The 13801-nt window shown below is 65.5% G+C and carries 17 protein-coding genes; 11 read left to right on the top strand and 6 right to left on the bottom strand.

All coding sequences use genetic code 11. From position 1 onward, the window contains the following. Positions 1–41: 41 nt before the first annotated feature. The 9 genes from BLW05_RS29385 (at position 42) to BLW05_RS29345 (ending at position 8582) form a co-directional block, all read left to right on the top strand. Complete coding sequence (locus tag BLW05_RS29385; protein ID WP_093167450.1) at positions 42–1061, top strand: aldo/keto reductase; 1020 nt, start codon at positions 42–44, stop codon at positions 1059–1061. Next, positions 1058–2299, top strand: a complete 1242-nt coding sequence (locus tag BLW05_RS29380; RefSeq protein WP_093167327.1) for an SfnB family sulfur acquisition oxidoreductase — start codon at positions 1058–1060, stop codon at positions 2297–2299. The genes BLW05_RS29385 and BLW05_RS29380 overlap by 4 nt, the downstream gene beginning before the upstream one ends. A 38-nt stretch (positions 2300–2337) precedes the next feature. After that, a complete protein-coding gene (locus BLW05_RS29375; RefSeq protein WP_093167325.1) occupies positions 2338–3288 on the top strand; it encodes an aliphatic sulfonate ABC transporter substrate-binding protein in 951 nt (316 codons plus the stop codon). A gap of 107 nt (positions 3289–3395) precedes the next feature. Beyond that, entirely contained in the window at positions 3396–3875 is a 480-nt protein-coding gene (locus BLW05_RS29370; protein WP_093167323.1) for a rhodanese-like domain-containing protein, read from the top strand. 24 nt (positions 3876–3899) lie between these two features. Continuing rightward, complete coding sequence (epsC, locus tag BLW05_RS29365; RefSeq protein WP_093167321.1) at positions 3900–4805, top strand: serine O-acetyltransferase EpsC; 906 nt, start codon at positions 3900–3902, stop codon at positions 4803–4805. A 65-nt stretch (positions 4806–4870) separates the two neighbouring features. Then, on the top strand, positions 4871–5809 hold the full coding sequence (locus tag BLW05_RS29360; RefSeq protein ID WP_093167319.1) for a family 2A encapsulin nanocompartment shell protein: 939 nt from the start codon (positions 4871–4873) through the stop codon (positions 5807–5809). A gap of 72 nt (positions 5810–5881) precedes the next feature. Beyond that, positions 5882–7612 carry a family 2A encapsulin nanocompartment cargo protein cysteine desulfurase gene (locus tag BLW05_RS29355; RefSeq protein ID WP_371126986.1) on the top strand — a complete coding sequence of 577 codons (1731 nt, stop codon included), beginning with the start codon at positions 5882–5884 and terminating at the stop codon, positions 7610–7612. A 117-nt stretch (positions 7613–7729) separates the two neighbouring features. Then, a complete protein-coding gene (locus tag BLW05_RS29350; protein ID WP_143044956.1) occupies positions 7730–7945 on the top strand; it encodes a hypothetical protein in 216 nt (71 codons plus the stop codon). Positions 7946–7985: 40 nt separating this feature from the next. Continuing rightward, positions 7986–8582 (top strand): malonic semialdehyde reductase, encoded by a 597-nt coding sequence (locus tag BLW05_RS29345; protein WP_093167313.1) that lies wholly within the window; start codon positions 7986–7988, stop codon positions 8580–8582. Between the two features lie 188 nt (positions 8583–8770). Here the strand turns inward: BLW05_RS29345 and BLW05_RS29340 are convergent, their stop codons facing one another. Continuing rightward, on the bottom strand, positions 8771–9322 hold the full coding sequence (locus BLW05_RS29340) for a hypothetical protein (protein WP_093167311.1): 552 nt from the start codon (positions 9320–9322) through the stop codon (positions 8771–8773). A gap of 51 nt (positions 9323–9373) precedes the next feature. Beyond that, positions 9374–9520, bottom strand: coding sequence for a hypothetical protein (locus BLW05_RS36140; RefSeq protein ID WP_177142853.1), 147 nt, complete (start codon positions 9518–9520; stop codon positions 9374–9376). Positions 9521–9946: 426 nt separating this feature from the next. Between BLW05_RS36140 and BLW05_RS29330 the strand changes: the two genes are divergently transcribed. Then, positions 9947–10600, top strand: coding sequence for a hypothetical protein (locus BLW05_RS29330; protein ID WP_093167307.1), 654 nt, complete (start codon positions 9947–9949; stop codon positions 10598–10600). 109 nt (positions 10601–10709) lie between these two features. Here the strand turns inward: BLW05_RS29330 and BLW05_RS29325 are convergent, their stop codons facing one another. From BLW05_RS29325 to BLW05_RS35635, 3 genes are all read right to left on the bottom strand, one after another. Further along, positions 10710–11330 (bottom strand): tyrosine-type recombinase/integrase, encoded by a 621-nt coding sequence (locus BLW05_RS29325; protein WP_093167304.1) that lies wholly within the window; start codon positions 11328–11330, stop codon positions 10710–10712. Between the two features lie 207 nt (positions 11331–11537). Continuing rightward, positions 11538–12149, bottom strand: coding sequence for a LuxR C-terminal-related transcriptional regulator (locus tag BLW05_RS29320; protein WP_093167302.1), 612 nt, complete (start codon positions 12147–12149; stop codon positions 11538–11540). Continuing rightward, positions 12146–12505, bottom strand: a complete 360-nt coding sequence (locus tag BLW05_RS35635; RefSeq protein ID WP_143044955.1) for a hypothetical protein — start codon at positions 12503–12505, stop codon at positions 12146–12148. Before BLW05_RS35635 ends, BLW05_RS29320 begins: the two co-directional genes overlap by 4 nt. 449 nt (positions 12506–12954) lie before the next feature. Here BLW05_RS35635 and BLW05_RS29315 point away from each other — a divergent pair, with 449 nt between their 5' ends. Beyond that, a complete protein-coding gene (locus tag BLW05_RS29315) occupies positions 12955–13200 on the top strand; it encodes a hypothetical protein (RefSeq protein ID WP_093167300.1) in 246 nt (81 codons plus the stop codon). 147 nt (positions 13201–13347) lie between these two features. Here BLW05_RS29315 and BLW05_RS29310 read toward each other — a convergent pair whose 3' ends face one another. Further along, positions 13348–13719, bottom strand: a complete 372-nt coding sequence (locus BLW05_RS29310; RefSeq protein WP_093167298.1) for a YybH family protein — start codon at positions 13717–13719, stop codon at positions 13348–13350. Positions 13720–13801 lie beyond the last annotated feature (82 nt).

Here is a 13801-nt window from a genome sequence, read left to right as displayed (position 1 = left end):
ACACTTCGTCTTCTTCACTTACCTTTCCCATGAGCAGTTCCATCACCTATCGCCCGCTCGGCCGCAGCGGCATCCTCGTTTCCCCCGTGACGCTCGGCACCATGATGTTCGGCGGCCAGACCGACCGCGCGACTGCGCAGCGCATCGCCGACCGAGCCTTCGAGCAGGGCATCAACTTCATCGACACCGCGAACGCCTACAACAAGGGGCAGTCGGAGGTGGTGGTCGGCGAGTTGATCGCACCGCGCCGCCAGCACTGGGTGCTTGCGACCAAGTTCGCGAATCCCGATCCGGACATCGCCGGACCGAACAACCGGAGTACCGGTCGCCACGGCATCGTGCAATCGGTCGAGGCCAGCCTGCGGCGGCTTGGCACCGACTACATCGACCTGCTCTACCTGCACCGCGAGGACCGCGCGACGCCGGTGGCCGAGACGGTGCGCGCCATCGGCGACCTGATCCGCGCGGGCAAGCTGCGCGCCTGGGGCCTGTCGAATCACCCCGCATGGAAGATCGCCGAGTTCAGCCGCACCGCCGACGCGCTCAATGTCGACCGGCCCGCGGCGACCCAGCCGCTCTACAACCTCGCCAACCGGCAGGTCGAGGCCGAGCACCTGCCCGCCGCCGAGTACTACGAGGTCGGCGTGGTGTCGTACAGCCCGCTCGCGCGCGGCGTGCTGACCGCCAAGTACCGCCCCGGCGAAGCGCCGGCGCCGGGCACGCGCGCGGGCCGCGACGACAAGCGCATCCTGCAGACCGAATGGCGGCCCGAATCGCTGGAGATCGCGCAGCGCGTGAAGCAGCATGTCGAAGGCCGCGGCATCACGCCGGGGCAGTTCGCACTTGCGTGGGTGCTCAACAACCGGCTCGTGACTTCGGCGATTGCCGGGCCGCGCACGCTGGAGCAGTGGGAGGACTACGTGCCCGCGCTGCAGTACCGCTTCAGCGACGAGGACGAGGCGCTCGTCGATGCGCTCGTGACCACGGGCCATTCGTCGCGGCCGGGCTTCAACGATCCGAGCCATCCCTTCTTCGGGCGCAAGCCGGCGCATCGCGCATGAGTGCGCTGGCCGCCGCTGTCGCGGCACCGCATCTCGAATGGCGCACCGCGCGCCGGGTCGAGCCCGCGCGCGTGCTGTCCTCGGATGCCGAGGTGCTCGAGGCCGCGCACCGGGTGGCCGAGCGGATCGCACCCGGTGCGGCCGCGCGCGACCGCGACCGCCTCCTGCCCGAGCGCGAGCTCGACCTCGTCTCGGGCGCAGGCCTGTGGGCGATGAACATCCCGCGCGCCCATGGCGGTGCGGGCGTGTCGTACGCCACCGTCGCGCGGGTGTTCGCGATCCTGTCGGCCGCCGATGCATCGATCGGGCAGATCCAGCAGAACCACAACAGCGCGGTGTTCTGGCTCTCGTCGATCGGCAGCGAGGCGCAGAAGCGCTTCTTCCTCGGCGAGATCCTGCGCGGGTGCCGCTTCGGCAATGCCAACGTCGATGCGGTGCAGGGCGGCGAGGCCCCGCGCCCGCTCGTGATCGCGCGCACGCCGGGCGGCTGGCGGCTCTCGGGCGAGAAGATCTATGCGACCGGCGCGCTGTTCGCGCACTATGTCTCCGTGATCGGCCTGAACGAGGCCGGCGAGAAGACCGTCGCGATCATCCCTGCCGGCACGCCGGGCCTCGTGATCGAGGATGACTGGCAGAGCTTCGGCCAGCGCACCACCGCGAGCGGGCGCGTGCACCTGCAGGGCGTGGAGCTGCCCAATCTGTGCGTGCTGCCGATCCACCGCGCCTACAGCGAACAGGCGATGGGTGCGGTCTCCCAGCTCAGTCATGTGGGGATCGACCTCGGTATTGCGCAAGCCGCGCTCGACGACACGGTGCGCTTCCTGCGCGAGCAGGCGTCGATCCGGCAGCCCGAGGGCGCGACGCGTGCCATCGTCGATCCGCAGGTGATCGCGCAGGTCGGCGAAATCCAGATCCGCCTGCACGCGGCCGAGGCGATGACGCAGCGCGCGGGCCTGGCGGTTGATGCCGCGATCGCGGCGCCCGACCGGCAGCGGCGCGCCGCTGCCTCGCTTGCGGTGGCCGAAGCCAGGGTGCTGACCACCGAGATCGCACTGCATGCATCGAGCAAGCTCTTCGAGTTCTGCGGCACGCGCGCGGCGCAATCGCCGCATGCCTTCGACCGGCACTGGCGCAACGCGCGGGTGCACACGCTGCACGACCCGGTGCGCCACAAATCCACGGTGGTGGGCGACCACCTGCTCAACGGCCTGCTGCCCGAAAGCGCGGGTGCGCTCTGAGCCGCGCTTCCTCCCCTTCAATCCAAAGCTCTCCGACCATGCTCACCCGACGCCAGTTCACCATCGCCGCGGGCGCCGCCTCGCTCGCCACCACCCCTCGCGCCTGGAGCGCCAGCGGCCTCAAGGGCGGGACGCTCACGCTCGGCTACCAGAAGACCGGCATCCCGCTCGTCGCGCGCCAGCTCAAGGTGTTCGAGAAACGCTTCGAGCCGCTGGGCATCCGCATCGAATGGGCCGAGTTCACCTCGGGGCTCAACCTGCTGCAGGCGATGGACACCGGCGACGTGGCCTTCGGCAATGCGGGCAACGTGGGCTGCATCTTCCTGCAGGCGTCGGGCGGCCGCGTGGCCTACGTGGCGGCGCAGCCCGCGACGCCGCGCTCCGAAGGCATCCTCGTGAAGGAGGACTCACCGGTCCGCACCATCGCCGATCTCAAGGGCAAGCGCATCGGCTATGCGAAGGGATCTAGCTCGCACAACCTCGTGGCCGCGGCGCTCGAACGCGCGGGCCTCGACATCAAGTCCGTGACCAGCATTGGCCTGAGCGCCGCCGATGCGGCCTTTGCCTTCGACGGCGGCGACATCGACGCCTGGGCGATCTGGGATCCCTACTTCACCATCGCGAAGCGGCGCAGCCCCACGCGCGTGGTGGCCTACCAGGGCGACGTGCTGCCCGACGCTGCGAGCTTCCTGCTCGCGAACACCGAGTTCGCGAAGAACTGGCCCGCACATGTGAATGCGCTGGTGGAGGGCTCGCGCGAAGCGGGCCAATGGGCCAAGGCCAACCCCGGTGAAGTCGCGAAGGCGGTGGCCTCCGCGACGGGCATGCCGCTCGACGTGGTGACGGAGGTCAATGCCAACGCGGGCTTCGACGTGGTGCCGCTGTCCGACGCGATCCTCGACTCGCAGCAACGCACCGCGGACCGCCTGCTCAAGGTCGGCGTGCTGCCGAAGTCGGTGGTGGTGCGCGAAGCGGTGTGGAAGGCATAAATGAAAAGGTAGTTTGGATTTCACTTTTCGGTCGTTTGAGAAGGAAGACCGCTTCCCTAGAGTGATGGTCATCGCCATCAGGAACGCCTCGAAAAGGAAGAAAAACCATGTCCGTCGACACCGAAGCCGCGCTCGCGCAACCGCTTCCCCCCGCGCTGGAGCAGGCGCAATCATTGGCCGCCGAAGCCAATCTCCCATATGCGGGCGGTGTGACGCCGCCGGTCGCCTGGGACCTGGTGCAGCGGCAACAGGCGCTCCTGGTCGACGTCCGTTCGGGCGAAGAGCGCAAGTTCGTGGGCCACGTCGAAGGCAGCCTGCATGTGCCATGGGCCACGGGCACCGCGCTCACCCGCAATCCGCGCTTCGTGCGCGAACTCGAAGCGAAAGTCGGCGGCAAGCAGGCCGTCGTCCTGCTCCTGTGCCGCAGCGGCAAGCGCTCGGCGCTGGCGGCAGAGGCTGCGGCCAAGGCGGGATTCACCCATGTGTTCAACGTCCTCGAAGGCTTCGAGGGCGAGCTCGATGCCAGGCAGCAGCGCGGCCATGCCGACGGCTGGCGCTTCCGCGGGTTGCCGTGGGTGCAGGACTGAACGAAGAAATCAAGGGGAGGACCGATGACGGTGTTCGACGTCCAGAGCGTGGTGCGCGAGCTGCACGCGGTGCGCGATGAATGGCGCGATGCGCAGCGGCGCTCCCGCGAGCCACGGGGGCGCGAGTTCCCATCGCGCGAGGCTTTGGCCCAGATCCTGAAGCAGCTGCAGGGCGTGCTGTTTCCGATGCGGCTCGGTCCGCCCGATCTGCGGCATGACGGCGAGGATTTCTACATCGGCTACACGCTCGACGCGGCGCTGCATGCGCTGCTCGCACAGACGAAGCTGGAGATCGCCTACGTCGAGCGCCACGAGAACCCTTCCGACGACTCGGTGCAATCGCGCGCCGAAAGCGCGGTGCGCGAATTCGCGGTGGCACTGCCAGGCATCCGGCGACTGCTCGACACCGATGTGCGCGCCGCCTTCGACGGCGACCCGGCCGCGCGCAGCGTCGACGAGGTGCTGCTGTGCTACCCGGGCGTTCTGGCGCTGATCCACCACCGTGTCGGGCACCTGCTCTACGGGCTCGGGCTGCCGCTGCTCGCGCGCATCGTGGCCGAGCTGGCGCATGGCGCGACCGGCATCGACATCCATCCGGGCGCGACGATCGGCGCGGGCTTCTTCATCGACCACGGCACCGGCGTCGTGATCGGCGAGACCGCGGTGATCGGCGAGCGCGTGCGGCTCTACCAGGCCGTCACGCTCGGCGCCAAGCGCTTCCCGACCGACAGCGAGGGCAAGCTGCGCAAGGGCCTGCCGCGGCATCCGGTGGTCGAGGACGACGTCGTGATCTACGCCGGAGCGACCATCCTCGGCCGCGTGACGATCGGGCGCGGCGCGGTGATCGGCGGCAACGTCTGGGTCACCGACGACGTGCCGCCCGGTGCGAGCATCAGCCAGGCCAAGGCGCGCAACGCGCTGGCCTCCTGACCGCCCTCGTGCGTGGGCTTTCCGCTTTTCCTTCCCCTTCTTCCTCAACGACAACGGAGTTCCGAATGAGTGCAACCGTGGGCGGTACGACCGCTTTGGGCGACAACGCCGCCAGGCAACTGGCCAATGCCACCAAGACCGTCCCGCAACTGGAGACGATCAGCCCTCGATGGCTGACGCACCTGCTGCAATGGGCGCCGGTGGAGGCGGGCATCTACCGCCTCAACAAGGTCAGGAACCCGGAGGCGATCAAGGTCACCTGCACCGCGAAGGAAGAAGAGAACCAGCTCCCGCGCACCTTCGTCGACTACGAGGAACAGCCGCGCGAATATTTCCTCAACGCGGTGTCCAGGGTGCTCGATGTGCACACGCGCGTCTCGGACCTCTACAGCAGCCCGCATGACCAGATCAAGGAACAGCTTCGCCTGACGATCGAGACGATCAAGGAGAACCAGGAAAGCGAGCTGATCAACAACCCCGACTACGGCCTGCTGGCGCAGGTGACGGACGAGCAGCGCATCTTCCCGCTCACTGGCGCGCCGACGCCCGACGACCTCGACGAGCTGCTGACCAAGGTGTGGAAGGAACCTGCGTTCTTCCTCACGCACCCGCTGGCCATCGCTGCCTTCGGCCGCGAAGCCACGCGCCGCGGCACGCCGCCGCCCACCGTGAGCCTGTTCGGCTCGCAGTTCATCACCTGGCGCGGCATTCCGCTGATCCCGTCGAACAAGGTGCCGGTGGCCGACGGCAAGACCAAGATCCTGCTGCTGCGCGTGGGCGACAAGCGCCAGGGCGTGGTGGGCCTGTACCAGCCGGGTCTGCCGGGCGAGCAGGGCCCGGGGCTGTCGGTGCGCTTCATGGGCATCAACAACCATGCGATTGCTTCGTACCTGATCTCGCTGTATTGCTCGCTCGCGGTGTTGACCTCCGATGCGCTCGCGGTGCTCGACGACGTGGAGATCAACCGCTACCACGACTACTCGGTGCTGGACACCTACAAGTAAGGGCGGCTGGCCGGCATGACCGCAGTTCCTACCACTCTCGAGGCGCCCATCGACCCGGCCGTGCTCGCGCGCATGGCGAATGCGCTTTTCGCGGCGCTTCCCGGCAACGCCGGCGAGACGCCGAAGTCCACGGCTTCGCCCGCATCGGTCGCGAGCCTGCCGCTCACGCCGCCGGGCGTCCAGGCGCCGGTCAACATCGCACCGCCGGGTTCGCCCCTCGCGAGCCCCGCGGGGCTTGGCCCGTCGGTTCCGGGCACGCCGATTCCGCAAGGCCAGCTTCCGGGCACCAACCTGCTGCCCGCTTCGCCGACACCGGTGCTCTCGCTCGCGAACCGCGCGCCTGTGCTGGCGCCGCATGCGGTGGCGGGCAATGGCGTGCCGGACAACGCCTATGCGGCGGTGCCCGGCTACGAGCCGCGCTTCGGCGGCACGCAGGGCGTGCCCGCCGGGGCAAACGCGGCAGCGGAACGTTCGGCCGCGTTGACGGGCGCTTCGCCGTACTACTTCCTCGAGCCCTCGCGCCAGCCCTCGGCGGGCCCGAAGTTCTACTTCACCGATGCGCCGCTGGGCGTGCAGGATCGTCATCCGCCCTTCGACGTGCATGCGGTGCGGCGCGACTTTCCTATCCTGGCCGAGCGGGTCAACGGCCGTCCGCTCGCATGGCTCGACAACGCGGCGACCACGCACAAGCCGCGCGCGGTGATCGAACGGCTCACGTACTTCTACGAGCACGAGAACTCCAACATCCACCGCGCCGCGCATGCGCTCGCGGCGCGTGCCACCGATGCCTACGAAGCCGCGCGCGAGAAGGTGCGCGCCTTTCTCAATGCGCCCGACGTCAACGAAGTGATCTTCGTGCGCGGCACCACCGAGGCGATCAATCTCGTGGCCAAGAGCTGGGGCTGGCAGCACGTGGGCGAGGGTGACGAGATCGTCGTCAGCCACCTGGAGCACCACGCCAACATCGTCCCCTGGCAGCAGCTGGCAAGCGCCAAGGGCGCGCGGCTGCGCGTGATCCCGGTGGACGATTCGGGGCAGGTGCTGCTGGACGAATACCGCAAGCTTCTCAACGACCGCACGAAGATCGTCTCGGTCACGCAAGTCTCCAATGCCCTGGGCACGGTCGTGCCGGTGAAGGAGATCGTGGAGCTCGCGCACCGCGCTGGCGCGCGCACGCTGGTCGATGGCGCACAGTCGGTCTCGCACATGCGGGTCGACGTACAGGACATCGGCGCCGACTTCTTCGTGTTCTCGGGACACAAGGTGTTCGGGCCCACCGGCATCGGCGCGCTGTGGGGCAAGAGGGAAGTGCTCGAGGACATGCCGCCGTGGCAGGGCGGCGGCAACATGATTGCCGACGTCACTTTCGAGAAGACGGTGTTCCAGCCGCTGCCCAACACCTTCGAGGCCGGCACCGGCAACATCGCCGACGCGGTGGGGCTCGGCGCGGCGATCGACTACGTCAACCGCATCGGGATGGAGAACATCGCGCGCTACGAGCACGACCTGCTGTGCCATGGCATGCGGCTGCTCGGTGGCATCGAGGGCGTGCGCCTCATCGGCACCGCGGCCGACAAGGCCAGCGTGATGTCCTTCGTGCTCGCGGGCTACGAGACCGAGGAGGTCGGTCGCGCGCTCAACGAAGAGGGCATCGCGGTGCGCACCGGCCACCACTGCGCGCAGCCGATCCTGCGCCGCTTCGGCGTCGAGACCACGGTGCGACCCTCGCTTGCCTTCTACAACACCTTCGAGGAAGTGGATCGGCTCGCGGCCGTCGTGCGGCGCCTGGCCTCGATGAAGTGAACAAGGGGGCGCCCCGGCATGGCGTGCTCGCCAAGCGCATCAGGTAACTCGCATTCCTTCGTTGTCCGATGTGGGGCCTGTCTGCAGAATCGTTGCATGCCAGTCGATATGCATGCCATGAAACAGATCGAAGCTTCCCTCCTCGTCGAGCACGCGCGCCGGATCGTCGCACTCACCGGTGCGGCATGGAAGGTGCCGCCGCTTTCGGCCCATGCCGTGGCGCGGCGTGCGCCGCATGGCTACGTGCCTGCGAGAATCGCGCGTCGCATCGGCTCGGCGATCGGCGCCAATCCGGAGGTGGTCCAGCGAGCGCCCCTGGCGTATGCATGGTGACCTTGCCCGAGCCGGCCGACGCAATACCGACGCACTTCACATGACCACTCTCAAAGCCATTCCCGATTCCGCGCTCGACCAGCTCTTCCGCCAGGCGCGCACCGTCCATGCCTTCAAGCCCGCCCCGATCACCGACGAGACGATCCATGCGCTCTACGACCTCGTGAAGTGGGGCCCGACCGCATTCAACGCGCAGCCCGCGCGGTTCGTCTTCGTTCGCAGCCCGGAGGCCCGTGAACGCCTGAAGCCCGCGCTCTCGTCGGGCAACACCGCGCAGACGCTGGCCGCCGGCGTGACCGTGATCGTCGCGCACGACACCCGCTTCCACGACCACCTGCCGAGCCAGTTTCCGGCCTACGACGCCAAGCCGCTGTTCGACGGCAACGCCGATCTCGCGGCCGCCACCGCCTTCCGCAACGGCAGCCTGCAGGGCGCCTATCTGATCCTCGCGGCCCGCGCGCTGGGTCTCGATGCAGGACCGCAGTCGGGCTTCAATGCCGCGCTCGTCGACAAGGAGTTCTTCCCCGACGGTCGCTGGCGCAGCAATTTCCTCGTTAACCTCGGCGTGGCCGACCACAGCGCGACCTTCAAGCGCGGGCCCCGGCTGTCGTTCGACGAGGCCGCGCAGATCCTCTGAAGGCTGTTCAGCCGCCCGGGAAGAAGCGGTTCCCGGGTTGCGGCAAGCCGAGGTTGTCGGTCGATGCACGGGGCCTTCGGTCAGTTGCTGCATGGGCCCGCAATGTCGGCCTTGGAGTGAGTGCCAAGGTCGCTTCAGGGCCCACAGAAGTACGCTCCGCTCCATAGCGGACCCCCAGGGGACCTCTACTACTGTCTCTCAAACAGAAGCTCAAAGTCGAACCCGGTCAACTCTGCGCGCCTCACTTGGTCCCTGAACTCTTCCGTCACATAGGTCGTGTTGCGCCTGGTCTGAGGAATATTGAAGATGGGAGGTAAGGTTTGGACCGAAGCTCGAAGGACGTGCCGTTCAACGGCCATGACACCGCCGCTCCTGAATCTTGCAATGTCGGACTGCTCTTCATCGAGCACGTCAACAATGGTGGTGGGATTGAACGCGAAGTAGCGGACTGGCTCGTCCATCTCTATGGCCGCAAATTCACCATGAGGTCGGAGCATCAGGGCGAGAGCGTCGATGGCCCGCTCGGAGAATGCTGGGATGGGCCGAAGGCCAAAATCCGTGTAGTCGGGCAGCGGCCCGTCGATGCGCTCTTCGGACCGTTTTCCTTGAGCAATCGGGTAGGTGTTGCCACGCGACGTCCCCTCGAACCAACCGCTCTTGCCGCCTCCCCATATGAAGGGGTCCTTGAGCAGAAAGGCGCAGCAGACGCTGAGGTCCGCTCGGAGGTCGTATAGCTTCATTGCTGAAATCGGTGCTTGCTGCGAACAGTCGGTGTTGGCCGCAGGCGGCTGTCAGAGCGCGAGGGCCAGCATCAGGATTGCTGCTCCGGCGTAGCTCACCCACCACCGCCAACGGATGAAAAGCCGAAGAAGCGGGCCAACGCCCGTGGCACCTTCTGCTTCTTCCCCATCAATCTGACGGATGGAGATGTTTGTCATGCTCGCAGCCTGGAAGCAGACGAACGGCCATACGACCAAGACGAGCGCGATACAGACGACCATTGTTCGCAAGTCAGTTCCTTAAAGAAGTGACGGCCTCCGTCGGATGACCGGTTCTGGCCGCAACTTGACGGTCGCCAGAGCGGACGATCCGGGCCAAGGTGCCGGCGTCATGCGTGTGGCGCTCGGCGACAACGGACCGTGTCTGATAGGGGCGCCAAGGCACCCTGACATTGGGGCCGTATGTTCATGGCAAGCGCGTGACCGAGTTCACGACGCAATGGCCCCAACGCGGGAACAGAACGAAGCGACAGCCCTGTTTTTGACCTGCGCCGCACTACAGCCGGCGCGACCGTGGCCGATATACCGAAAAGGAGGCGCTACCCCAGCGCCAATCGACTCTAGGTCCGCTCTAAGGAAAAACTCATGTTCGAAGCAATCAATGCGGTGTATCTCGCAGCAATGCTCCTCTCGAGCATCATGCTCGCCCCCGAAGGGGAAACCCTCGTACCTCTCGAAAAGGATGCCTACGTCCAGCTCAGCCTCTACCGGGAGTGGTGGCGCGAGGACGGACGCGGCAAGTGCGACTACAAAGGCGTCCTGGTTCCATACACGCGCACCTGGCCTGAAGAGGTCCAACGCGGTGGCGATACGGTGATTCTCCCGCCGGAGCCAGACAAGATTGCCGGCTACGTCATCGTCGTGAACCGCAAGGAGTGCAAAGACAAGGCGTCCGAGCCCATCCTGCGCGCAGGCTTGCCAACCGTGCGCAAGTACCTCTTCCGCGGCGAAGCGCTCGTCGATAAGACCAGCCACTTCCAGGCTGGCGACATCCTGGAAGCCTCTGCGGACAAGATTCCGCCGTGGTTTCCGCAGGTCATCGAGCGGATGGAGCTACTCGCACAAAGGGACGAAGGGGCCAAGAGCTTCCTCGCCGCATCTGCCAAGGAGTTGGACAAAGTGCTGCCTGGTCGCACCGCAAAGGCAACGCAGGAGCCGACAGCTGCAACAGTTGACGGCCAAACCCTCGCTCCAACCACGCCAAACGCTGGTGCCCAAGTCCAACAAGCAGAAAAATGACCCAAGATGCCGACAGCCTCATTCAAATTGAAGTTCTATGTCAGATGACCGCGCTCTTGGCCGGACGCTGCCGGCGGCCCCACGCGTTGTGCAGGCCCGCCAACGGCCGTCAAGCATCCGTGTGCTCCGCCAACTCCAGGGCGTCCTCGACCTCGATGCCGAGGTAGCGCACCGTGCTTTCAAGCTTGCTGTGGCCGAGGAGAAGCTGCACGGCGCGCAGGTTCTTCGTGCGCCGGTAAATCAAGGATGGCTTGGTCCTGCGCATCGAGTGGGTGCCATAGGCCGAACTATCGAGGCCGATTTCCTCGACCCAACTGTCAACGATTCGAGCATATTGCCGGGTGCCGATGTGCGGCGATTCATGAATCCGGCTCGGGAAGAGGAAGTCTCCCGCCTTCAGGTGCGCCGCCGCAATCCACGCCTCCACGGCTAGGCGCGTCGGCCCCGTCAGCTCGAACTGGACCGGCTGCCCGGTCTTCTGCTGCATCACCTTGGCGCGGGCGGCCGCGCGCTCGCCGTTGGAATCATCGCGGACTCGAAGCTGCACCAAGTCGCAGGCTCTGAGCTTGCTGTCGATGCCGAGGTTGAACAGCGCGAGGTCACGCACTCGTGCTTGCAGCTCCAAGCGCACCCTGATGGCCCAAATCTCCTTGAGCCTGAAGGGCGTCTTCTGGCCGACCAGCTTGCCCTTGTTCCACGGCTCGCGGCTACACGTCGACGCTGCTTGCATGATGAGCTCCTGAAGTGGAATGGAGCTCCAGTCTGCGCCGACGCGCGCGGCGCGACTGTCGTCAGGAGCGCCCGTAGCAGGCCGTGATGTCGATGTAGACATCCGCAATCCGACAGCCTTACCGACCACGCCTGAGCCCCAGCCTCTCCCATTCAATGGCCAAGCCAGGGCAGCTTGTCCGTGCATGGACGCCTTCAGCTCACATTGTCAGCTGGGAATCAGCCCATGGGTTCGGGCGAAGAAGAGCGCCTGGGTCCGACTGTTGACGTCAATCTTGCGAAACAAACGCCACAGATGCACCTTGACAGTGTGCTCACTGATGTCGAGCTGCTCTGCAATTTCCCGGTTATTCATCCCTCGTTCGAGGCACGCCAGAAGTTGCGTTTGGCGCTTGCTCAAGGAGAGCCCAGCAACAGAGTTGGCGGTCGGAAGCGCCTGGACGTCGGGGTCGACGTTGCCCTGAAATAGCCTCTTGAGAGCGTTGGACAGCGTCGTAACGCCAGCGGCCTTGCCGATGTAGACGTCCGCGCCGGACTGGAGGCATTCGTCCTCCATCTCATCCGCAGGCGAGGCCGAATAGACGACCAGCGGCACAGAAGGGAACAAGTCCCGAGCCTCCAGCACACCAGAGACGCCCTTCGTGTCAGGAAGGTTCAGGTCGAGCGTGATGAGGTCTGGATGACCGTGTGCCGACACCGCCGGCCTCAACTTGCCAAGCCGTTCTAGCTCGACGATGTTTCTGCCTGGGCGAAGGCGCCGTAGAACCATGGCGACGGCCTCTCGCATCATTGGATGGTCGTCGACGACGTAGATGTTCATGCGACGCATGCCTCCGTCGCATTCCGGGCCACATGAAAATGGGTGCCGCCTGCCTTGCCAACGATGTTGCCAGCCAGGTCTGCGTATTCCGGTTCGATGTAGACGAGTTGCGAATCGCCGCTCAACCTTGCCACCTCGCGCCAGTCCTGCTGGTCTTTCGGCAGCATGTCGCCTGGCTTTTGATTCAAGCTCATTGGATAAGGAATGGCATACACCCGGCGGTCGGGGTGCCCGTGTGCGATGTAGAGGGTTTCGACCCAAGCGTGAGATGACATTTGCTGCGTTCGCGATTGCTGACGGCCAATATACCGACCTGCTGTTTCACGATTGCGGCACACCATGGTTTGCAGGTACACACTTCGTAGTACCCATCATGGAAATCCCCTATGAATTGAATTCGGAGTGTTGCTGGGTGGCAATGAAGAAGGTGGGTCGCACGCCTTGCATTGCACCGAGGGGTGACATTCGCGCTCGCCGGACTGGAATTTCCCTGCTGATGTCATTCCGAGCGAGGCGGAGCGCATTGGGAATCGCCTGCGAGTGCTCGGCATTCGGTCGTAGTCGCCGCGCAGACGAGGGTCGGCGAAAGGGACGAGGGGCCGTTTCTGGGCCGCCCTGTCGGGCAGGTGGCTGGCGCGAACCTCTCCTGAGGTTGCGGCGGGCCCCGACTCGCTTTAAGTCTCCCCTAAGTCACCCGGCACAGACTGCCCTTCGGCAGCCCGCTCTTCTTCTCCTCCTCCCTCCCTCAAGGGCTGCTGTTAACCCGCTCCGGCGGGTTTTTCTTTGCCCATCTGCCCAACCTTCCATGGACAGCTTGCAGACACTACAGTCACTAGGAATCTCGCTTCCAAGCCCGGCCTACATCATTGGTGCCGTTCTGTTCGGGCTCATTGGAATCGCGGTCTACCGCTACGGAAAGCGCGCCGGACGTCCGCGAAGCAAATGGCTCGGCGTCGCCCTGATGCTCTATCCCTATGCAATTCCGCAGACTTGGCTGCTGTACGTCGTCGGCGCGGCACTCTGCGTAGGCGTCTTCATCGACCGCGACTGAAGCGTCGTTCAGCGCGACTCAACGACCGCTCTGCCGCGCACCATTGGTAGCCCGCTGTGGATGTCTGCTGTTGGCCGCACGCTGCCGGCGGGCGAGCCTCTCTGGTTGTCACGACGCGGCGACGTCGACCGGTGTAACCGGCGGCCTTCATTGTGTGGGATTCTTCGTGTGCGATTCGAGGTTGGCGTCGATACGTGCAATCAACCCGGTCTCATTCACGAGCATCTCCAACAACCCAATCTCGTGTCCGAAATCGCCAGTGAAGTCGACTCGCAGGCGCGCTCGGTTTTGGCCGAGGCTCTTGATTGACAGGAAGCCCGTCACTGTTTGGTAGCCGATGAAATACCGCTCGATGTATTCGCGAATGCCCGCATGACCGTCGAAACGATGGCCGGTGGAAGGGTCATCAATGACCGCATCCGGCGCAAACAGGTTCAGCACGCGTGCGACATCGAATGCATTGGTGGCAGCAATCAGCGCATCTGCGACGCCACGAAGGTTAGCCTTTTGTTGAGACATCGCTCAATTCCAGTGTTGCAAATTTTCAAATTCGAGGTTGTAGCCGTCGAGGTCCCTGACCTGCGCTACGTAGTAGCTCCCT

It is taken from the genome of Variovorax sp. YR216 (genome assembly GCF_900107745.1).
GTDB lineage: Bacteria > Pseudomonadota > Gammaproteobacteria > Burkholderiales > Burkholderiaceae_C > Variovorax.
Note: the sequence above shows the minus strand (reverse complement) of the source record. Positions and strands in the feature narration are given on the sequence as shown.

Bases quoted from the DNA above. Each gene is read 5' to 3' on its own strand.
- BLW05_RS29380 (WP_093167327.1), top strand. From the start codon at position 1,058: ATGAGTGCGCTGGCCGCCGCTGTCGCGGCACCGCATCTCGAATGGCGC.
- BLW05_RS29375 (WP_093167325.1), top strand. From the start codon at position 2,338: ATGCTCACCCGACGCCAGTTCACCATCGCCGCGGGCGCCGCCTCGCTC.
- BLW05_RS29370 (WP_093167323.1), top strand. From the start codon at position 3,396: ATGTCCGTCGACACCGAAGCCGCGCTCGCGCAACCGCTTCCCCCCGCG.
- epsC (WP_093167321.1), top strand. From the start codon at position 3,900: ATGACGGTGTTCGACGTCCAGAGCGTGGTGCGCGAGCTGCACGCGGTG.
- BLW05_RS29360 (WP_093167319.1), top strand. From the start codon at position 4,871: ATGAGTGCAACCGTGGGCGGTACGACCGCTTTGGGCGACAACGCCGCC.
- BLW05_RS29355 (WP_371126986.1), top strand. From the start codon at position 5,882: ATGGCGAATGCGCTTTTCGCGGCGCTTCCCGGCAACGCCGGCGAGACG.
- BLW05_RS29350 (WP_143044956.1), top strand. From the start codon at position 7,730: ATGAAACAGATCGAAGCTTCCCTCCTCGTCGAGCACGCGCGCCGGATC.
- BLW05_RS29345 (WP_093167313.1), top strand. From the start codon at position 7,986: ATGACCACTCTCAAAGCCATTCCCGATTCCGCGCTCGACCAGCTCTTC.
- BLW05_RS29340 (WP_093167311.1), bottom strand. From the start codon at position 9,322: ATGAAGCTATACGACCTCCGAGCGGACCTCAGCGTCTGCTGCGCCTTT.
- BLW05_RS36140 (WP_177142853.1), bottom strand. From the start codon at position 9,520: ATGACAAACATCTCCATCCGTCAGATTGATGGGGAAGAAGCAGAAGGT.
- BLW05_RS29330 (WP_093167307.1), top strand. From the start codon at position 9,947: ATGTTCGAAGCAATCAATGCGGTGTATCTCGCAGCAATGCTCCTCTCG.
- BLW05_RS29325 (WP_093167304.1), bottom strand. From the start codon at position 11,330: ATGCAAGCAGCGTCGACGTGTAGCCGCGAGCCGTGGAACAAGGGCAAG.
- BLW05_RS29320 (WP_093167302.1), bottom strand. From the start codon at position 12,149: ATGAACATCTACGTCGTCGACGACCATCCAATGATGCGAGAGGCCGTC.
- BLW05_RS29315 (WP_093167300.1), top strand. From the start codon at position 12,955: ATGGACAGCTTGCAGACACTACAGTCACTAGGAATCTCGCTTCCAAGC.
- BLW05_RS29310 (WP_093167298.1), bottom strand. From the start codon at position 13,719: ATGTCTCAACAAAAGGCTAACCTTCGTGGCGTCGCAGATGCGCTGATT.